The sequence below is a fragment of the Ruegeria sp. BHSC026 genome (assembly GCF_059613065.1).
Map to the genome: position 1 here is coordinate 199,950 of NZ_JBXWRV010000001.1, position 15,477 is coordinate 215,426.

Annotated in this window: 15 protein-coding genes; 7 read left to right on the forward strand and 8 right to left on the reverse strand. The window is 64.5% G+C overall.

Annotated elements, in window-relative coordinates:
• Positions 1 to 7 precede the first annotated feature (7 nt).
• The gene (locus AC2FME_RS00975) at positions 8 to 910 is read right to left on the reverse strand and encodes a fatty acid desaturase (protein ID WP_496799367.1); all 903 of its coding nucleotides are present in this window, start codon (positions 908 to 910) and stop codon (positions 8 to 10) included.
• A complete protein-coding gene (locus AC2FME_RS00980; protein WP_149774534.1) occupies positions 903 to 1,106 on the reverse strand; it encodes a DUF2061 domain-containing protein in 204 nt (67 codons plus the stop codon). The genes AC2FME_RS00975 and AC2FME_RS00980 overlap by 8 nt, the downstream gene beginning before the upstream one ends.
• A 110-nt stretch (positions 1,107 to 1,216) precedes the next feature.
• Between AC2FME_RS00980 and AC2FME_RS00985 the strand changes: the two genes are divergently transcribed.
• Positions 1,217 to 2,083, forward strand: a complete 867-nt coding sequence (locus AC2FME_RS00985) for a helix-turn-helix domain-containing protein (RefSeq protein WP_496686278.1) — start codon at positions 1,217 to 1,219, stop codon at positions 2,081 to 2,083.
• Positions 2,084 to 2,173: 90 nt separating this feature from the next.
• Positions 2,174 to 2,356 carry a hypothetical protein gene (locus AC2FME_RS00990; RefSeq protein WP_093962276.1) on the forward strand — a complete coding sequence of 61 codons (183 nt, stop codon included), beginning with the start codon at positions 2,174 to 2,176 and terminating at the stop codon, positions 2,354 to 2,356.
• On the opposite strand, the gene AC2FME_RS00995 is transcribed toward AC2FME_RS00990, so the two are convergent.
• The 3 genes from AC2FME_RS00995 to bcoG form a co-directional block, all read right to left on the reverse strand.
• Entirely contained in the window at positions 2,353 to 3,114 is a 762-nt protein-coding gene (locus tag AC2FME_RS00995; RefSeq protein ID WP_496799368.1) for an SDR family oxidoreductase, read from the reverse strand. The two genes, AC2FME_RS00990 and AC2FME_RS00995, sit on opposite strands and share 4 nt — an antisense overlap.
• Positions 3,111 to 4,574, reverse strand: coding sequence for a carnitine 3-dehydrogenase (locus tag AC2FME_RS01000; RefSeq protein ID WP_496799369.1), 1,464 nt, complete (start codon positions 4,572 to 4,574; stop codon positions 3,111 to 3,113). Before AC2FME_RS01000 ends, AC2FME_RS00995 begins: the two co-directional genes overlap by 4 nt.
• Positions 4,575 to 4,655: 81 nt before the next feature.
• Positions 4,656 to 5,570 carry a 3-dehydrocarnitine:acetyl-CoA trimethylamine transferase BcoG gene (gene bcoG / locus AC2FME_RS01005; RefSeq protein ID WP_496799370.1) on the reverse strand — a complete coding sequence of 305 codons (915 nt, stop codon included), beginning with the start codon at positions 5,568 to 5,570 and terminating at the stop codon, positions 4,656 to 4,658.
• A gap of 133 nt (positions 5,571 to 5,703) precedes the next feature.
• Here bcoG and AC2FME_RS01010 point away from each other — a divergent pair, with 133 nt between their 5' ends.
• On the forward strand, positions 5,704 to 6,690 hold the full coding sequence (locus AC2FME_RS01010) for a GlxA family transcriptional regulator (protein WP_496712829.1): 987 nt from the start codon (positions 5,704 to 5,706) through the stop codon (positions 6,688 to 6,690).
• Between the two features lie 74 nt (positions 6,691 to 6,764).
• On the opposite strand, the gene AC2FME_RS01015 is transcribed toward AC2FME_RS01010, so the two are convergent.
• The 3 genes from AC2FME_RS01015 to AC2FME_RS01025 are packed head-to-tail and all read right to left on the reverse strand — an operon-like array spanning position 6,765 to position 9,797.
• Positions 6,765 to 7,811 (reverse strand): aldo/keto reductase, encoded by a 1,047-nt coding sequence (locus AC2FME_RS01015; protein ID WP_496740666.1) that lies wholly within the window; start codon positions 7,809 to 7,811, stop codon positions 6,765 to 6,767.
• A gap of 47 nt (positions 7,812 to 7,858) precedes the next feature.
• Entirely contained in the window at positions 7,859 to 8,320 is a 462-nt protein-coding gene (locus tag AC2FME_RS01020; protein ID WP_496678018.1) for a DNA polymerase III subunit chi, read from the reverse strand.
• 4 nt (positions 8,321 to 8,324) lie between these two features.
• The gene (locus AC2FME_RS01025; protein WP_496799371.1) at positions 8,325 to 9,797 is read right to left on the reverse strand and encodes a leucyl aminopeptidase; all 1,473 of its coding nucleotides are present in this window, start codon (positions 9,795 to 9,797) and stop codon (positions 8,325 to 8,327) included.
• Between the two features lie 215 nt (positions 9,798 to 10,012).
• Between AC2FME_RS01025 and lptG the strand changes: the two genes are divergently transcribed.
• From lptG to pdxA, 4 genes are read left to right on the forward strand one after another with little or no spacing between them, the layout of a single operon-like run.
• Positions 10,013 to 11,113 carry an LPS export ABC transporter permease LptG gene (gene lptG / locus AC2FME_RS01030; protein ID WP_496713306.1) on the forward strand — a complete coding sequence of 367 codons (1,101 nt, stop codon included), beginning with the start codon at positions 10,013 to 10,015 and terminating at the stop codon, positions 11,111 to 11,113.
• Entirely contained in the window at positions 11,113 to 13,269 is a 2,157-nt protein-coding gene (locus AC2FME_RS01035; protein ID WP_496799372.1) for an LPS-assembly protein LptD, read from the forward strand. Before lptG ends, AC2FME_RS01035 begins: the two co-directional genes overlap by 1 nt.
• A complete protein-coding gene (locus AC2FME_RS01040) occupies positions 13,260 to 14,513 on the forward strand; it encodes a peptidylprolyl isomerase (protein WP_496799373.1) in 1,254 nt (417 codons plus the stop codon). Before AC2FME_RS01035 ends, AC2FME_RS01040 begins: the two co-directional genes overlap by 10 nt.
• Positions 14,510 to 15,475, forward strand: a complete 966-nt coding sequence (gene pdxA / locus AC2FME_RS01045; RefSeq protein WP_496799374.1) for a 4-hydroxythreonine-4-phosphate dehydrogenase PdxA — start codon at positions 14,510 to 14,512, stop codon at positions 15,473 to 15,475. Before AC2FME_RS01040 ends, pdxA begins: the two co-directional genes overlap by 4 nt.
• Positions 15,476 to 15,477 lie beyond the last annotated feature (2 nt).

Sequence of the window (15,477 nt, forward strand, 5' to 3'; positions counted from 1 at the left end):
CGTCAAATCAGGGTTTTGGCCAGAGCGGATGCGCCACCGGATCCTTGGCGCGCCAGAAATACTGCCGGAAAACCTGCCCGTACGAGCGATAGACATAGGCCTCGTTGCAGGCCAGATAGCGCTCTTTCCCTCGGCGATAGAGCGCGGGCAGTCTATACCATGGCGCCGCCGGGTTCATGTGATGAACGACATGCAAGTTGTTGTTCAGAAACAGAAAGGCAAGCGGTCCGCGGTCTTCGACGATAACCGTGCGGGCACGCGATTTCTCGTGCGCTCGATGTTCCAGAAAGGTGCGGATCTTGACCAGCGCCAGCCCCAGATAGGCCGCCAGAACAAAGGCCCAGACAGGCATCGCTGATTGCGCCACGATCCACAGAACCGCCGCCGCACCCGGCAGATGCAGGGCCCAGGCCAGCCAGATGTCGCGGTCCCCGCTTACCGCGCCGCGCCAGTCGTCGCGCATAAAGGCCAACTGGCCGATGATCGGACCCAGCACCATGCGCCCCAACAGCGTGTTGTTCGCCTGATAGACCCACCGCTGCCATCGCGGCAGCCTGACCCAGACTGCCGGGTCCAGATAGTTGGTTTCCGGATCGTCATAGGGGTCGGTCAGGTTGGCATCCTGATGGTGCGCCAGATGCAGATCGCGGAAGCGGTTGTAGGGGATGAACAGGGTCAGCGGCAGCGCCATCAGCGCCTCGTTCAACCACTTTGCACGGAACGGGTGGCCGTGCAGCGCTTCATGCGTCAGCGAAGAATGCAGCGCCGCGACGACACCCATCATCGGCACCGCCAGCCACAGCGACCACGCCGCCACGCCGAAAATCGCAATAAGCCAAAGGGCATAGCAGGCTACGATCAGGGCAAAGGTCGGCCATTCGGGGGATTTGGGGGTGGTCGCCTCAGCCATGCCGCCCCCAGGAAATTCCGGCCCAGATGCGTTCGTATATCACGTAGAGCGTCAGCCCGATGGCCGTGTTCACCACCGCCAATACGCCTCCGACGGCGGCCGAGCCGGTGGCGATCAGCCCCACCACGGTCATGACCGCAAGGCCCATCGCATTCCAAATGATTGCTTTCACGACAGATCTTCGCCGCGTTTCCATTCCGGTCCCCAGTCTTTTTTGCTTTTCACCAAAGCGTTACCTGCCAGTGGCGCTGTCGAGAATTCCGAATATGATTAACAAATCTCAGCGTCCGTGATATTTATCATCAAATGCAGGAAAATTTCGACAAACGAGACCGCGCCGCGCAGTTCCGCCTGCGCCTGGCCCGAGCGATGGCGCAGCGGAACATGAGCCAAAGCGCGCTGGCGCGCACCATCGGGGTCGATCGCTCGACCGTTTCCCAGTTGCTGACCGACACTGGCGCACGCCTGCCCAACGCCCATGTGGTGGGCAGTTGCGCCACGGCTCTGGGGGTGTCGGCGGATTGGCTGCTCAGCCTCTCGGACCGCCCTGAAAGCGCGGCCGAGCTGCTGGCCAGCTCGCTCACCATGACCGAGGCACCCCGCGCGCTGGTCGATGAGCGCATCTTTGAATGGCACCAGCAGGCCGCGGGTTACAAGATCCGATATGTTCCGGCCACTCTGCCCGACATGCTGAAAACCCGCGCCGTGCTGGAATGGGAATACGCGCCGCATCTGGGCCGAACCGCCGACCAGGCCATCGGCGCCTCCGAGGACCGCCTGACCTGGATGCGCGGTGCCCAGTCCGATTATGAAATCGCTATGCCGCTGTATGAGATTCACAGCTTTGCCCATGGCACCGGCTATTATGATGGACTGCCCCTGCAGGCGCGGCTGGACCAGATCGATCACATGCTCGAGCTGTGCGAGCAGCTGTATCCGCGTATGCGCATCTACCTGTTCGATGCCAAGCGGCTCTATTCCGCGCCGGTTACCATCTTTGGTCCGCTGCTATGCGTGTTCTATGTCGGCAGCCATTACATGGCCTTTCGCGACCGGGACCGGATCGAGGTTTTTACGCGGCATTTCGATACCTTGGTCCGCGAAGCCGATCTGACCGCCCGGCATTTCCCGACCCACCTGCGCCAACTGCGCGCCGCCATTTCGGCGGGGTGACACCAGTCCACGGGTGCAATTTCCCACCCGATCCCCTATAGTGAGGTGCGCGAAAATCCGAACGATCCGACCCAAAGGAGGATATCAGGAATGGACGCTCTCAAAACCGCTCAATACGCGCGCGCCCTCTACTCGGCGCATGGCGACAAGGCCGAGGCCGAAGCCGCCCAGAAAGCCCGCGAATTCGAAGCCGCCGGAAACGTGGAAGAGGCACAGAACTGGCAGGCCGTTCGCGCCTCGATCCGCCAGATGCGCGGCCCCAACCAGGGCTAGAGCTTGGGGTCGGGGTTCACGGTGTGCCCATCGACGGCAATGACCTGGCCCGACACCAACCGTGCCGCATCCGAGGCCAGGAACACCGCCATGGCGGCAATGTCATGGGCTTCGACGAAGCGGCCCATCGAAGTGCCCGCCGCATAGCCCTGATAGACCTGATCGCGGGTCATGCCCTTGGCGGCCGCTTCGCGCTGCAGCACGCCCTCCATCCGCGGGCCATCCACCGCGCCGGGGCAGATCACGTTGCACCGTACGCCGTGCGGCCCCAGTTCCATCGCCAGGGTCTTGCCCAGTCCGATCACCGCCCATTTCGCCGCCGCATAGGGCGCACGGTTGGGATAGCCGTACTGCCCGGCGGTCGAGGATGTGATCAGCACCACGCCGCGTCCCTGCCGTTTGAGCATCGGCGCCGCGTATTTCGCGCACAGAAACGCCCCATCCAGATTGACGGAAATACATTTTTGCCAATCGCTTAGCGCAACATCCTCGACCAATGCGGTCGGCCCCGCGATACCCGCATTCGCGCACAGAACGTCCATACCGCCCCACTGCGCCGCGATCTCGCCGAACAGCGCTGCGACGGCGGCCTCATCCGACACATCGACCTGCGACCGCCCCCAGTGATCCGGGCAGGCCTGAAGCGCCTCGGAGTCCACATCCGCCACCCAGACCTGAGCGCCGGCGGCGTCGAACGCCTCAGCCATCACGCGCCCCACGCCCGAGGCACCGGCGGTGATCAGAACCCGCCCGGTCATACCGGTTTACGGATCGCCGCCCCTGCGCCCTCGGGATAGGGCAACCCGGCCTGCGCTTCGGCGATGCGGGCCATCGCGGCTTCGATCTGCGGAGACGGCGCACAGGGCCGACGGGTTTCCAGGCTGACATGCAGCAGAAAGCTCTCGCCCGTGGCCAGCAATTTGTCGCCCTCGTACATGCTGTGGAACAGGTGCAGCTTCTTGCCCTCGCCAAACAACATCTGCGTGCGCACCTCGATTTTCGCCCCGGCATGGGCCTCGTCCAGATACCGGATGTGATTTTCAGCGGTGAAATAGCTGCCGCCCGAGGCGATGTAGTCGGCATCGCAGCCGATGATTTCCATGAAGCGGTCGGTCGCGGCAGCAAAGGCCTCGAGATACCGCGCCTCGTTCATGTGACCGTTGTAGTCGGTCCAGTCCAGCGGCACCGCGCGGGCCAGCGTCAGAATCGGCTGGCTCAGGTCTGCCTGATCCAGCGTCGGCAGGGCACCCGGCTTCAGCAGCGCGTCATACTGGTTCAGTACTGCCCCCGCGCCCCAGTCGCGCGCCTTCAACGCCCGCATCATGCCCACCAGATTGTTGTCACGAATCCGCTCCAGCTCGCGGATCGAGTGCATCCCCGATTGCGCGTCCGACTGGTCGGCGATCATGTCGACCAACGCGTCGGTGAACTCGGGCACGTCCATCAGCTTGGTCCAGGGCCATTTCAGCGCTGGCCCGAACTGGGCCATGAAATGCCGCATCCCGGCCTCGCCCCCAGCCACACGATAGGTTTCGAACAGGCCCATCTGCGCCCAACGGATGCCAAAGCCCATGCGGATCGCCTCGTCCACCTCCTCGGTCGTGGCCACGCCGTCCTTGACCAGCCACAGCGCCTCGCGCCAGACGGCCTCGAGGAACCGGTCGGCGATATGCGCGTCGATCTCCTTGCGAACCTGCAGCGGGAAGAATCCGACCGAGCGCAACACGTCCTTGGCCTGCGCGACCAGTTCGGGCGAGTTGGCGGCCGAGGGCACCAGCTCGACCAGCGGCAGCAGATAGACCGGGTTGAACGGGTGTGTCACCACGATCTGTTCGGGCCGCAACGCGCCTTCCTGCAGCTCGGACGGCTTGAACCCGCTGGTCGAGGACCCGATGATCGCCCCCGGATCGCAGGCCTCCTGCAGCCCCTTGTAAACCTTCAGCTTCAGGTCCAGCCGCTCGGGCACGCTCTCCTGTATCCAAGTGGCCCCCTGCACCGCGTCGGCCATGTCGCCGTGAAAGCTCAGCGCGCCCATGGGCGGCAGCGGTACATCGCTCAGCCCGGGCAACGACCGCCGCGCGTTGTCTAGGACCTCGCCGATCTTGCGCTCGGCTTCGGGGTCCGGGTCGAACACCCGCACGTTCCAGCCATTCAGCAGAAACCGCGCGGCCCATCCGCCGCCGATCACGCCACCACCGATGATCGCTGCCGTCTTCATCTTCTCTCCTTCGCCCCAAGCGTCCACACGGCATCTGGGGCCATCGTTGTTTGACAGAATTTCCGAGGGTCGCCCCGCTCGTCAGGTTGCCACAGGCGCCCGTTTGACCAATCCCAACTTCTCGCGCACTTCAGCCGGGCCGATCACCCGCGCGCCCATGTTCTCGATGATTGTTCCGGCGCGTTCGACCAGTTGCCAGTTTTCAGCCAGCACCCCCTTGTCCAGCCACAGGTTATCCTCGAGCCCCACGCGCACGTTGCCGCCCGCCAAAACCGAGGCCGCCACGTAGGCCATCTGATGCCGCCCCAGCGAGAACGCGCTGAAGGTCCAGTCGTCGGGCACGTTGTTCACCATCGCCATGAAGGTGTTCAGGTCATCCGGCGCGCCCCACGGGACGCCCATGCACAGCTGCACCAGCGCATTCGGGGCCAGAACGCCCTCTTTCACCAGTTGCTTGGCAAACCACAGATGGCCAGTGTCAAAGGCCTCGATCTCGGGCTTCACGCCCAGATCGGTCATCATCTGCCCCATCGCCCGCAACGCGCCGGGCGTGTTGGTCATCACATAGTCGGCCTCAGCAAAGTTCATGGTGCCGCAATCCAGCGTGCAGATCTCGGGCAGACATTCGGCCACATGGGCCACGCGTTCCGACGCACCGATCATGTCGGTCCCCTCGGCCAGGGGAAACGGGGCTTCGACCCCGCCGAACACGATGTCGCCACCCATGCCGGCGGTCAGGTTCAGAACCACGTCCACCTCGGCATCGCGGATGCGGTCGGTCACCTCGCGATACAGGTCCAGACGGCGGCTGGGCGCGCCGGTTTCGGGGTCGCGCACATGGCAATGCACCACCGCCGCCCCGGCCTTGGCGGCCGCGATGGCGCTGTCGGCGATCTGCTTGGGTGAACGCGGCACATGTGGGCTGCGATCCTGCGTCCCGCCCGAGCCGGTCACGGCGCAGGTGATGAAAACTTCGCGGTTCATTTCCAAAGGCATGGTGTTATCCCCAGGTTATACCGGGCTTCGCCATGGGTTTTCCCCAGGCTTCTCCCCGGATTCCGATTTGCGTCTGGCCCCGACTCTGGCGCAGCCTTGAGCAGACAACTTGCCAGAATGCGAATCAGACTTGATGAAATCCGCAAAAAACATCCTCCAGCCCGAGCACCGCGCGCTGAAAACCGCCGTTCTGGTGCTGGACGAGTGCAACACGCTCAGCTTTGCCTCGGCGGTGGACCCGATGCGCGCCGCCAACCGGCTGGCCGACCGCCCAGCCTTCGACTGGGACTACGTGACCGCCACGCCCGAGCCGGCGATGCTGACCAGCGCATTGCAAGTGCCGGGCATCCCGCTCGCGCGTCTCGACCACTGCGACCTGATGATCGTGATCGCGGGGTTCAATCTGGTGCGCCACGCCACGCCCAGCCTTCTGGCCGGGCTGCGTCGCATCGCCAATACCGGTGCCACGATGGCGGGCATTGACGGAGGCCCATGGCTGCTGGCCGAAGCAGGGCTGCTTGACGGTCACGCCGCCACCACCCATTGGGAGGATCTCGAGACCTTCGCCACCCGTTTCCCCGAAGTCGACGTGCGCCCCGATCGGTTCACCGTGTCCGGCAACCGCCTGACCTCGGGCGGCGCGATCCCCGCGGTCGAGATGATGCTGCATGTCATCGCCGCCCGCCATGGCGCCGGCTTCGCGGCCCGGGTCTCGGGCCTGTTTCTTTACGAAGGTGCCCCCGAACCCGGCAGACCGCAGAGCCGCACTGGCGCACCGCACCGCCACAGCGCCCTGACCGCCCGCGCCAACGCGATCATGCAGGCCTCGCTGGACGACCCGCTGCCCCTGGCCGAGATCGCAAAGGCCCTGGGAACCAGCCCGCGCACCCTGCAGCAACAGTTCCGCCTGCGGCTGAATACCACGCCGCAGGACCACTACCTGCAACTGCGCCTGGCCGAGGCCCGCCGTCTGGTCACCGACACCGACATGCCGCTGATGGACGTGGCGCAAGCCACGGGGTTCACGTCACAATCCAGCTTTGCGCGCGCGTTCCGCACCGCGCACGGGCAGTCCGCCCGTGACCTCAGACAAGACCGCACCCAGCCCACTCATCACTGACGGGCGCAAACTTCATCTGGCAAAAAATATCCCGGGGGAGTCGCCAAGGGCGACGGGGGCAGCGCCCCCATCGCTTAATACGGCATCGGATGCGCGCGATGGGCCGCGTTGATCTCGGCCAAAATCTCATCCGACAGCACGACATCCCGCCCCTCCAGGATCCGCTCCAGCTGCACCTGCGTGGTCGCGCCGAAGATGACCGAGGTCATGAAAGGCCGCGCCTGGCACCAGGCCAGCGCCATGTGCACCGGGTCCAGCCCGTGTTTCGCGGCAATCGCCAGATAGGCTTCGACCGCGTCGAACACCCGGTCACCCTTGCGCCCGCCCATCTGCGGCACGATTGACATGCGCGATCCCTCGGGCACCGCCCCGCTCTGATACTTGCCAGTCAGAAACCCGGCAGCCAGCGGCGAAAATGCCAGCAGACCCACATCCTCATAGGCACTCAGCTCGGCCATGTCGGTGTCATACAGGCGGCACAGCAGGGAATACTCGTTCTGGACCGACGCCACCCGTGGTGCCCCCAACTCGTCGGACAGGCGCAGCCACTGGGCGGTTCCCCAGGCGCTTTCGTTCGACAGGCCGAAGGCGCGGATATTGCCCTTGTCCACCTGCGCCTGCAGCGCCTCGAGGCATTCGCGCATGTTGTCCAGAACCGCCTGCCGATCACCGCCTGACGGGTCGTAGTCCCAATTCTGTCGGAACATGTAGCTGCCGCGGTTGGGCCAGTGGAACTGATAAAGGTCGATGTAATCGGTCCGCAGACGCCGCAGAGACCCCTCGATGGCGCCCGGGATGGTCGCAGCCGAGATCGGCGCACCATCCCGCACGGCGGCCAGGCCCTCCCCCGAATGCTTGGTCGCCAGAACATACTCGGCCCTCCGCGCCGGATGGGCGGCGTTCCAATTGCCCAGAATCTCCTCAGTGCGGCCGATCGTGTCCTTCGACACCGGGTTCACCGGGTACATTTCGGCGGTATCGACGAAATTGATCCCCGCCGCCAGTGCCGTGTCCATCTGCCGATGCGCGTCGGCCTCGGCGGTTTGTGTGCCGAAAGTCATCGTGCCCAGGCACAGGTCCGACACCTCGATCCCCGTGCGGCCCAAAGGCTTCAACTTCATTGCAATCTCTCCTGTCCTCGCGGGCGGTCGCACCGCCCGTGGCCGCATCACCCGGATTCGGCCTTTTTCTCCCAACGGCCCGACTCCTCGGACCAGTACTGGGCGGCGCAGCCCGCCCCGGTCAACGTCTTCCACTGCCCCCGCGCATGATCCAGCGCCTGCGGATCGTTCCCGTCGAACAGGATGCAGACCCGCTCCAACGCAGTCACCTCGTCGGCGGTCACATCGGCCCCGTCCACCGCCATCAGACAGGCCGGGTGGTTGGCGGCCTCGGGTCCGGTGGTCAGCAGGATGGGCTGCATCGCATCGTGCGGCCCGCCCGCGCGACCATGCGGCAGAAACGATTCCTCGGGGCCCAGCCACAGCCTTTCGTCCAGCCAGTCCATCCGCGCGGGGTCTGTGCCCCGCACGGCAATCCGCCACCCGGCCTGCCGCGCCTTGTCCAGCAGCACCGGCAAGGTGTGCTCCAGCGGGTGACGGGTCAGGTGGTAGAAATAGACGGCGCCCATCGGCCTACTCGAAATTGTCCTGCACGAAGCGGTTCAGCGCCCGCACGCCCCATCCGGTCGCGCCTTTGGGCGCATAGTTGGTTTCCTTCGCCACCGAGGCCACACCGGCGATGTCCAGATGGATCCAGGGCGTGTCTTCTTTGACGAAACGCTGCAGGAACTGCGCCGCGGTGATCGACCCGGCGGGCCGGCCGCCCACGTTCTTGATGTCGGCGATGCGGGACTCCAGCTGCTTGTCATAGGCCTCGCCCAGCGGCATCCGCCACGCGCCTTCGTCCTCGGCCCGGGCCGCCTTCAGGAACGCGTCGCAGAAGGTGTCGTTGTTGGAAAACACGCCTGCGTTTTCATGCCCCAGCCCGATGATGATGGCGCCGGTCAGGGTTGCCAGATCTATCATGCCCACCGGTTTGAACCGCTCCTGTGCGTACCACATTACGTCGCACAGCACCAATCGGCCCTCGGCGTCGGTGTTGATGATCTCGACCGTGTCGCCCTTCATCGACTTGACCACGTCGCCCGGGCGAATGGCATTGCCCGAGGGCATGTTCTCGACCAGCCCGACCAGACCCACGACATTGGCCTTGGCGTTGCGCTTGGCCAGCGCGCGCATGGTGCCGGCCACGACCCCGGCTCCGCCCATATCCATGGTCATGTCTTCCATCCCAGCCGCAGGCTTTAGAGAAATCCCGCCGGTGTCGAACACGACCCCCTTGCCCACCAGCGCCAGCGGCGCGTCATCGGCGTCGCCGCCGTTCCACTGCATCACCACCACCTTGGATGGGCTGTGCGACCCCTGTCCGACGCTCAGCAAGGTGCGCATGCCCAGCTTGGTCAGATCGTCCTCGTCCAGCACCTCGACCTTAAGGCCCAGATCTTCCATCTCTTTCAGACGGTCGGCGAATTCGGTGGTGGTCAGCACATTGGCCGGTTCATTGGTCAGGTCACGGGTCATGCGCACGCCATCGGCCACCGCATACAAGGGCGCGAACGCGGCCTCGGCATCGTCGGCCTTGACATGGCAGATGGTCACGGCGCCCTGCGCGTCATCCGCGTCGGCCTTGGTTTTGTGCGCATCGAACGCATAGCTGCGCAAAGCGATGCCCATGGCCAGATCCTCGACCCGCGCTTGGTTGCCCGCCATCACCAGCAGTTCCTTGCCCGCGGCCAACTTGGCCAGCGCGGCGCCGCCTTTGCGCGCCTCGTCCGCGTCGGCGCGGCGCGGCAGGACCAGCACGTCCAGCGCCTCGGCCGCCATGCCGCAGGGCCAGGCCAACGAGATCACCTCGCCCGTCTTGGCCTTGCCGAACCGCGCACTTTCAATCAGCCGGGCAATGGCCCCGCGTGTCAGCCGGTTGGCCCGGCGGGCGACGGGGTTCAACTTGCGATCGGCGGGGATGATGATGGCTACACGCCCCTCGGCCTGCGCCATCAGGTCCAGATCTTGGGATTGGAAGCGGATCGGTACCAGACTGCTCATTTCTTGCTCCTGAAAGACTCTGCCCCCAGACCTAGCCCGCAGGCGCGGCATTGACCAGATAGCAGTTTTCCCCGCCAACCAATTGCATTAAGGTCGCCCGAAAATGAACGGCAGGTCCGGGGGGACAATTTGGCACCAAACGGCAGGCACAAGCCGTCGCAGAAACGGACAGGCACAGGCGAATCCGCCAAAGAGGCCTGGACGGAGGTGCGGACGTGATTCTCGACCGTTACTTCGCGCGGCGGTTTATACAGAGCTTTCTGGTCATCGGCGCCATCTTCCTGACCTTGATGATCCTGATTGACCTGATCGAACAGCTCCGGCGCTTTGGTGACGTCAATCTGTCCTTCGGCCAGTTGCTGCAACTGACGTTGCTGAACACGCCGGCGGCGATCTCGGAAATGCTGCCCCTGCTGATGATCCTGTCCACCATCGCGCTGTTCGTCGGACTGGCGCGCAGTTCCGAACTGGTAGTGACCCGCGCCATCGGTCGGTCGGGCATCCGTGCGCTGGCCGCACCGGCCACGGTGGCGCTGTTGGTCGGCTGTCTCGCCGTGGCCTTCCTGAATCCGATCGCGGCGGCCACGTCGGAAAAATACCGCAACATGTCAGACCTCTACAAGAACGGCGGCAGTTCGACCCTTTCGATCAGCCGCGACGGCCTGTGGCTGCGCCAGGGATCAGCTCAGGGACAATCGGTGATCAACGCGCGCAGCACCACAAGCGGCGAAACCCTCGAGTTGCGAGACGTGACGATCATCACATTCGGCCCCGAGGGTATTCCAAACCGCCAGATCGTCGCCCGCCGCGCCATGCTTGAGGACGGCAACTGGGTTCTACGCGACGCCAAAGACTGGTCGCTGGCCGACGGCGAAAATCCCGAAACCCAGGCGACCAAACACCAGACCCTCAGGCTGGCCACGACGCTGACCCGCGATCGCATCCTCGACACGTTGGGCCAGCGGGATTCCGTTTCGGTCTATGACCTGCCGCAACTGATCCGCGATCTGCGCGAGGCCGGCTTTTCGACCAAGCAATACGAGGTCTGGATGCATGTTCAGCTCGCGCGTCCGCTGTTTTTGGTTTCGATGGTCCTGATTGGGGCGGCGTTTACCATGCGCCATGTCCGGTTCGGGGGCACCGGCATCGCGGTTCTCAGCGCCGTTCTGCTGGGCTTCGCCATCTATTTCATCCGCAACTTCGCACAGATCCTCGGAGAAAACGGACAATTGCCGATCTACCTCGCGGCCTGGGCGCCGCCCTTTGCCGCCATCCTGTTGTCGCTTGGCCTGCTTTTGCATGTGGAGGATGGCTGATGCGCCGGCTCGCGACCTTGCTGCTGACGGCTGCGCTGGCCGCGGGCACCCCTTGGCTCGCCACCGCGCAGACCAGCCAACCCGACACCGCCACACGGCAACAGCAGGACCCGCCCGCCCTGCTGGTGGCCGACAAGGTATTCGTCACCGCCGATGGAAAGCTGGTCGCGGAAGGCAATGTCGAGGCCTTCCAAGGCGATGTCCGCCTGACCGCGCAGCGCATTACCTATGACCGCGAGACGGGCGGCCTGACGCTGGAGGGTCCGATCCGCATCGACCAAGGTGGACAGGCCACCGTTCTGGCCGATTCGGCCGAGTTGGATGACGGTCTGCGCAACGGGCTGCTGACCGGCGCCCGCATGGTCTTTGACCAGCAAGTCCAGATCGCCGCCGTTCAGGCGACCCGCGCCGCTGGACGCTACACGCAGTTCAGCAAGGTCTCAGCTACCTCGTGCTACGTTTGCGCCGATGGTCGTCCGCCGCTGTGGCAGATCCGCGCACGCAAAGTGATCCACGACCAGGTGGAACGGCAGCTTTATTTCGAAGGCGCACAGTTCCGCGTGATGGACGTGCCGGTATTCTATTTCCCCACCCTGCGCCTGCCCGACCCCACGCTGGACAGGGCAACCGGGTTCTTGGTGCCATCCATCAGAACGACGTCGCAGCTGGGAACCGGGGTTCAGGTCCCGTATTTCTTCAAGCTCGGCGACCATCGCGACCTGACCGTCACGCCCTATGTGTCTTCCAAGACCCGCACGCTGGGCCTGCGCTATCGGCAGGCGTTCAAACGCGGACGCATTTCGTTCGAGGGGGCCTATACCCGCGACGACATCCTGCCGGGAGAAGGCCGCGGATATCTGTTCGGGTCCGGATGGTTCAACCTCAGGAACGATTTCCGCCTGACCTTCGACATCCAGGCCGCGTCAGATGACGGCTATTTGGCCGATTACGGCCTGCCCGACTATGACCGACTGCGCAGCGAACTCGCGCTGGAACGGATCAAGCGCGACACCGCGTTCCGTACCAGCTTCATTCACTACAAGACCTTGCGCGACAGCGAGAATCAGGACGAAATCCCTTCGCGCGTGTTCGACCTGTTCTACGAAAAGCGCTATTTCCCGACCACTCTGGGCGGTGAAGTCCGGTTGGGTTTCGAAACCCACTCCCATACCCGCACCAGCGACGCCGACATCACCGGGCGCGACGTCGCCCGCGCGAGTTTCGACGCCGAATGGCTGCGCAGTTGGACCTTCGCAACCGGCCTGCGCGCCGATGTCGAGATGGGCGCATCGGTCGATACGTTCGACATCCGCAACGACAGCGCCTATCCAGATCAGCTCAGCCGCGCGACCCCGCGGGCGGCGCTGACCCTGCGCTATCCCATGACTCGGCGCGAATCCACGGGGGCGACGCAATTCCTGGAACCTATCGCCCAGATCGGCTGGACCCACGTGTCCGACACGAACGTGCCCAACGACGAAAGCACTTTTCAGGAGTTCGACCAGGGCAACCTGCTGTCGATGTCCCGGTTCCCGGCCCCCGATCGGCGAGAGGATTCGACAACCGCCGTGATCGGCGTCAACTGGGCCCGCTATGCGGCCGGCGGCTGGCAGGCCCTAGCCACGATCGGACAGGTTTTCCGCGCCGATGCTGATCCGAACTTCACCCTGACCTCGGGGCTGCAAGGCACGTCCTCGGACCTTCTTCTGGCCGGTCAGATCAAGACCGCCAACAACCTCTCGCTGGCGGGGCGCGCCCTGCTGGATGGGGATTTCAGCTTTACCAAGGCCGAATTGCGCGGTGACTGGAAGGGCAACAGCACCTCTTTATCGGGCAGCTACATCTGGCAAGAGCCCGACCCGGCCGAGAACCTCGATGACGAGATTTCCGAAATTCGGTTGACGGCGCTCCACCGTTTGAACGAAAACTGGCGGACGCGCGCGCTGGCCCGCTATGATCTGGCCGAATCCGAGCCGCTCAGATTTGGCTTGGGCCTGACCTATGAAAACGAATGCGTGCAGGTAAACATGTCCGTCAGCCGGCGATATACGTCGTCATCGACTATTGAGCCCACGACGGAATTCGGCTTTACCGTTGCACTGACAGGATACGCCGTCGAAGGCGGGGGCAAAAAGTACAAGAGACAATGCAGTTGATTTCAGCTATCTCCACCTTTCTTCGTTCCGGTTTTCTGAAATCGGCGGCGCCCCTGCTGGCAGCGGCCCTGATCTCGGCGCTGCCGCATCAGGCCCCGGGCCAAAGCCTGTTCGCCCCCGCTATCCGGGTCAACCAGGACATCATTACCTGGTACGAACTGGAACAGCGGCAGCGGTTCCTCGAGGTCCTGGGCATTCCCGGCAGTTCAGAGCCCGAGGTCCGCAAAGCCCTGATCGACGAGCGGCTGCGCAAGCAGGCCATGCGCGAAGCCGGCATTCAGCCCACCCCCGAGGATATCCAGCTTGCGATCGATGAATTCGCCGCTCGCGGCCAGTTGGCGCCCGACCAGTTCCTGCAGGCGCTGACCGACTCGGGCGTCGACCCCGAAACCGTGCGAGACTATGTCGGCAATCAATTGGCTTGGCGCGACTATGTCAGTTCGCGCTTCATTTCTCAGGCCCGGCCCACACCCGACGAGATCAACCGCGCCATGGGCCAGGCCGGTGGCGGCGGGCTTCAGGTCCTGCTGTCGGAAATCATCATTCCCGTCACCCCCCAGACCCTTGCCCAGGCCGAGGCGCTGGCCGACGAGATCGCTCAGGTCAAGACCATCGACGCTTTCTCGGCCGCGGCCACGCAATATTCGGCCGCCCCGACGCGCGAGAACGGCGGGCGCCTAGATTGGCTGAATATCTCCAATCTGCCGCCGGTCCTGCAGCCCGTGATACTGGGCCTCAAGACCGGTGAAGTGACCCCTCCGCTGACGCTGCCGAATGCCGTCGCCCTGTTCCAGTTGCGCGGCCTGCGCGAGGTCGCAACCGGAGCGCCGCGATACTCCAAGATCGACTACGCCGCCTATTATCTTCCCGGCGGCCTCAGCCCCGAAACCTTGAAACGCGCGGCCGAGCTCAAGGAAACCGTCGACACTTGCGACGACCTGTACGGCATCGCCAAGGGTCAACCGCCCGAAGTGCTCGACCGCGTCGAGGCCAGCCCGTCGGAGATTCCGCGCGATTTCGCGGTCGAACTCGCCAAGCTCGACCCGAACGAAGTGTCCTCCACGCTGACCCGCAACAATGGCCAGACGCTGGTGTTCCTCATGCTGTGCGGCCGCACCCGCGACCTGGGCGAAGACACCTCGCGCGAGGACGTGGCCAACGCGCTGACCCAACAGCGGCTGCAAGCCTTTGCCGACAGCCTTCTGGAACAACTGCGCGCCGACGCCACGATCATCGAGCAATGACCGCGCCCATCGCGCTCAGCTGCGGCGAGCCCTCGGGCATCGGTCCGGAAATCGCCGCCAAGGCCTGGGCCGCGTTGCGCGACAGCTGCCCGTTCTTCTACATCGGCGATCCCGACCACCTGCCGGACGATATCCCCACGACCAAAATCACAGACCCCGCCCAAGTGGCTGACATCTGCGCAGAGGCGCTGCCGGTGTTGCCGCTGGCTTTTCCCGCCCCCAACCTGCCCGGCTGCCCCGATCCGGCCAATGCGCCCTCGGTGATCGATGCTATCGAAACCGGCGTGTCGCTGGTGCAATCGGGCGCGGCCTCGGCCCTCTGCACGGCACCGATCCACAAGAAGGCCCTGATCGACGGCGCCGATTTCGCTTACCCAGGACATACCGAGTTTCTGGCGGCGCTCGCAGGCCGCTCCCGCGTAGTGATGATGCTGGCCAGCGACCAACTCCGCGTGGTGCCCGCCACGATCCACATCCCGCTGTCGCAGGTACCCTCGCGGCTCACGCCCGACCTGCTGCGCGACACGATCGCGATCACCGCCGATGGACTGCGTCGCCAATTCGGCATCCCACATCCTCGCATCGCGGTGGCCGGACTCAACCCCCATGCCGGCGAGGGTGGCAAGATGGGTCGCGAGGAACTGGACTGGATCGCGCCCCTGCTATCCGATCTTGCGCCCGACGGCTACACCGTAACCGGCCCGCACCCCGCCGACACGATGTTCCACGCCGCCGCACGCACCCGATACGATGCCGCAATCGCCATGTATCACGATCAGGCGCTGATCCCGATCAAGACGCTCGATTTCGACCGTGGCGTGAACGTGACCCTGGGCCTGCCCTTCATCCGCACCTCGCCCGACCATGGCACCGCGCTCGACATCGCCGGGAAAGGCGTCGCCAACCCCACCAGCTTGATCGAGGCGCTGAAACTCGCCCAACGCATGGCACAAAGCACTTGATC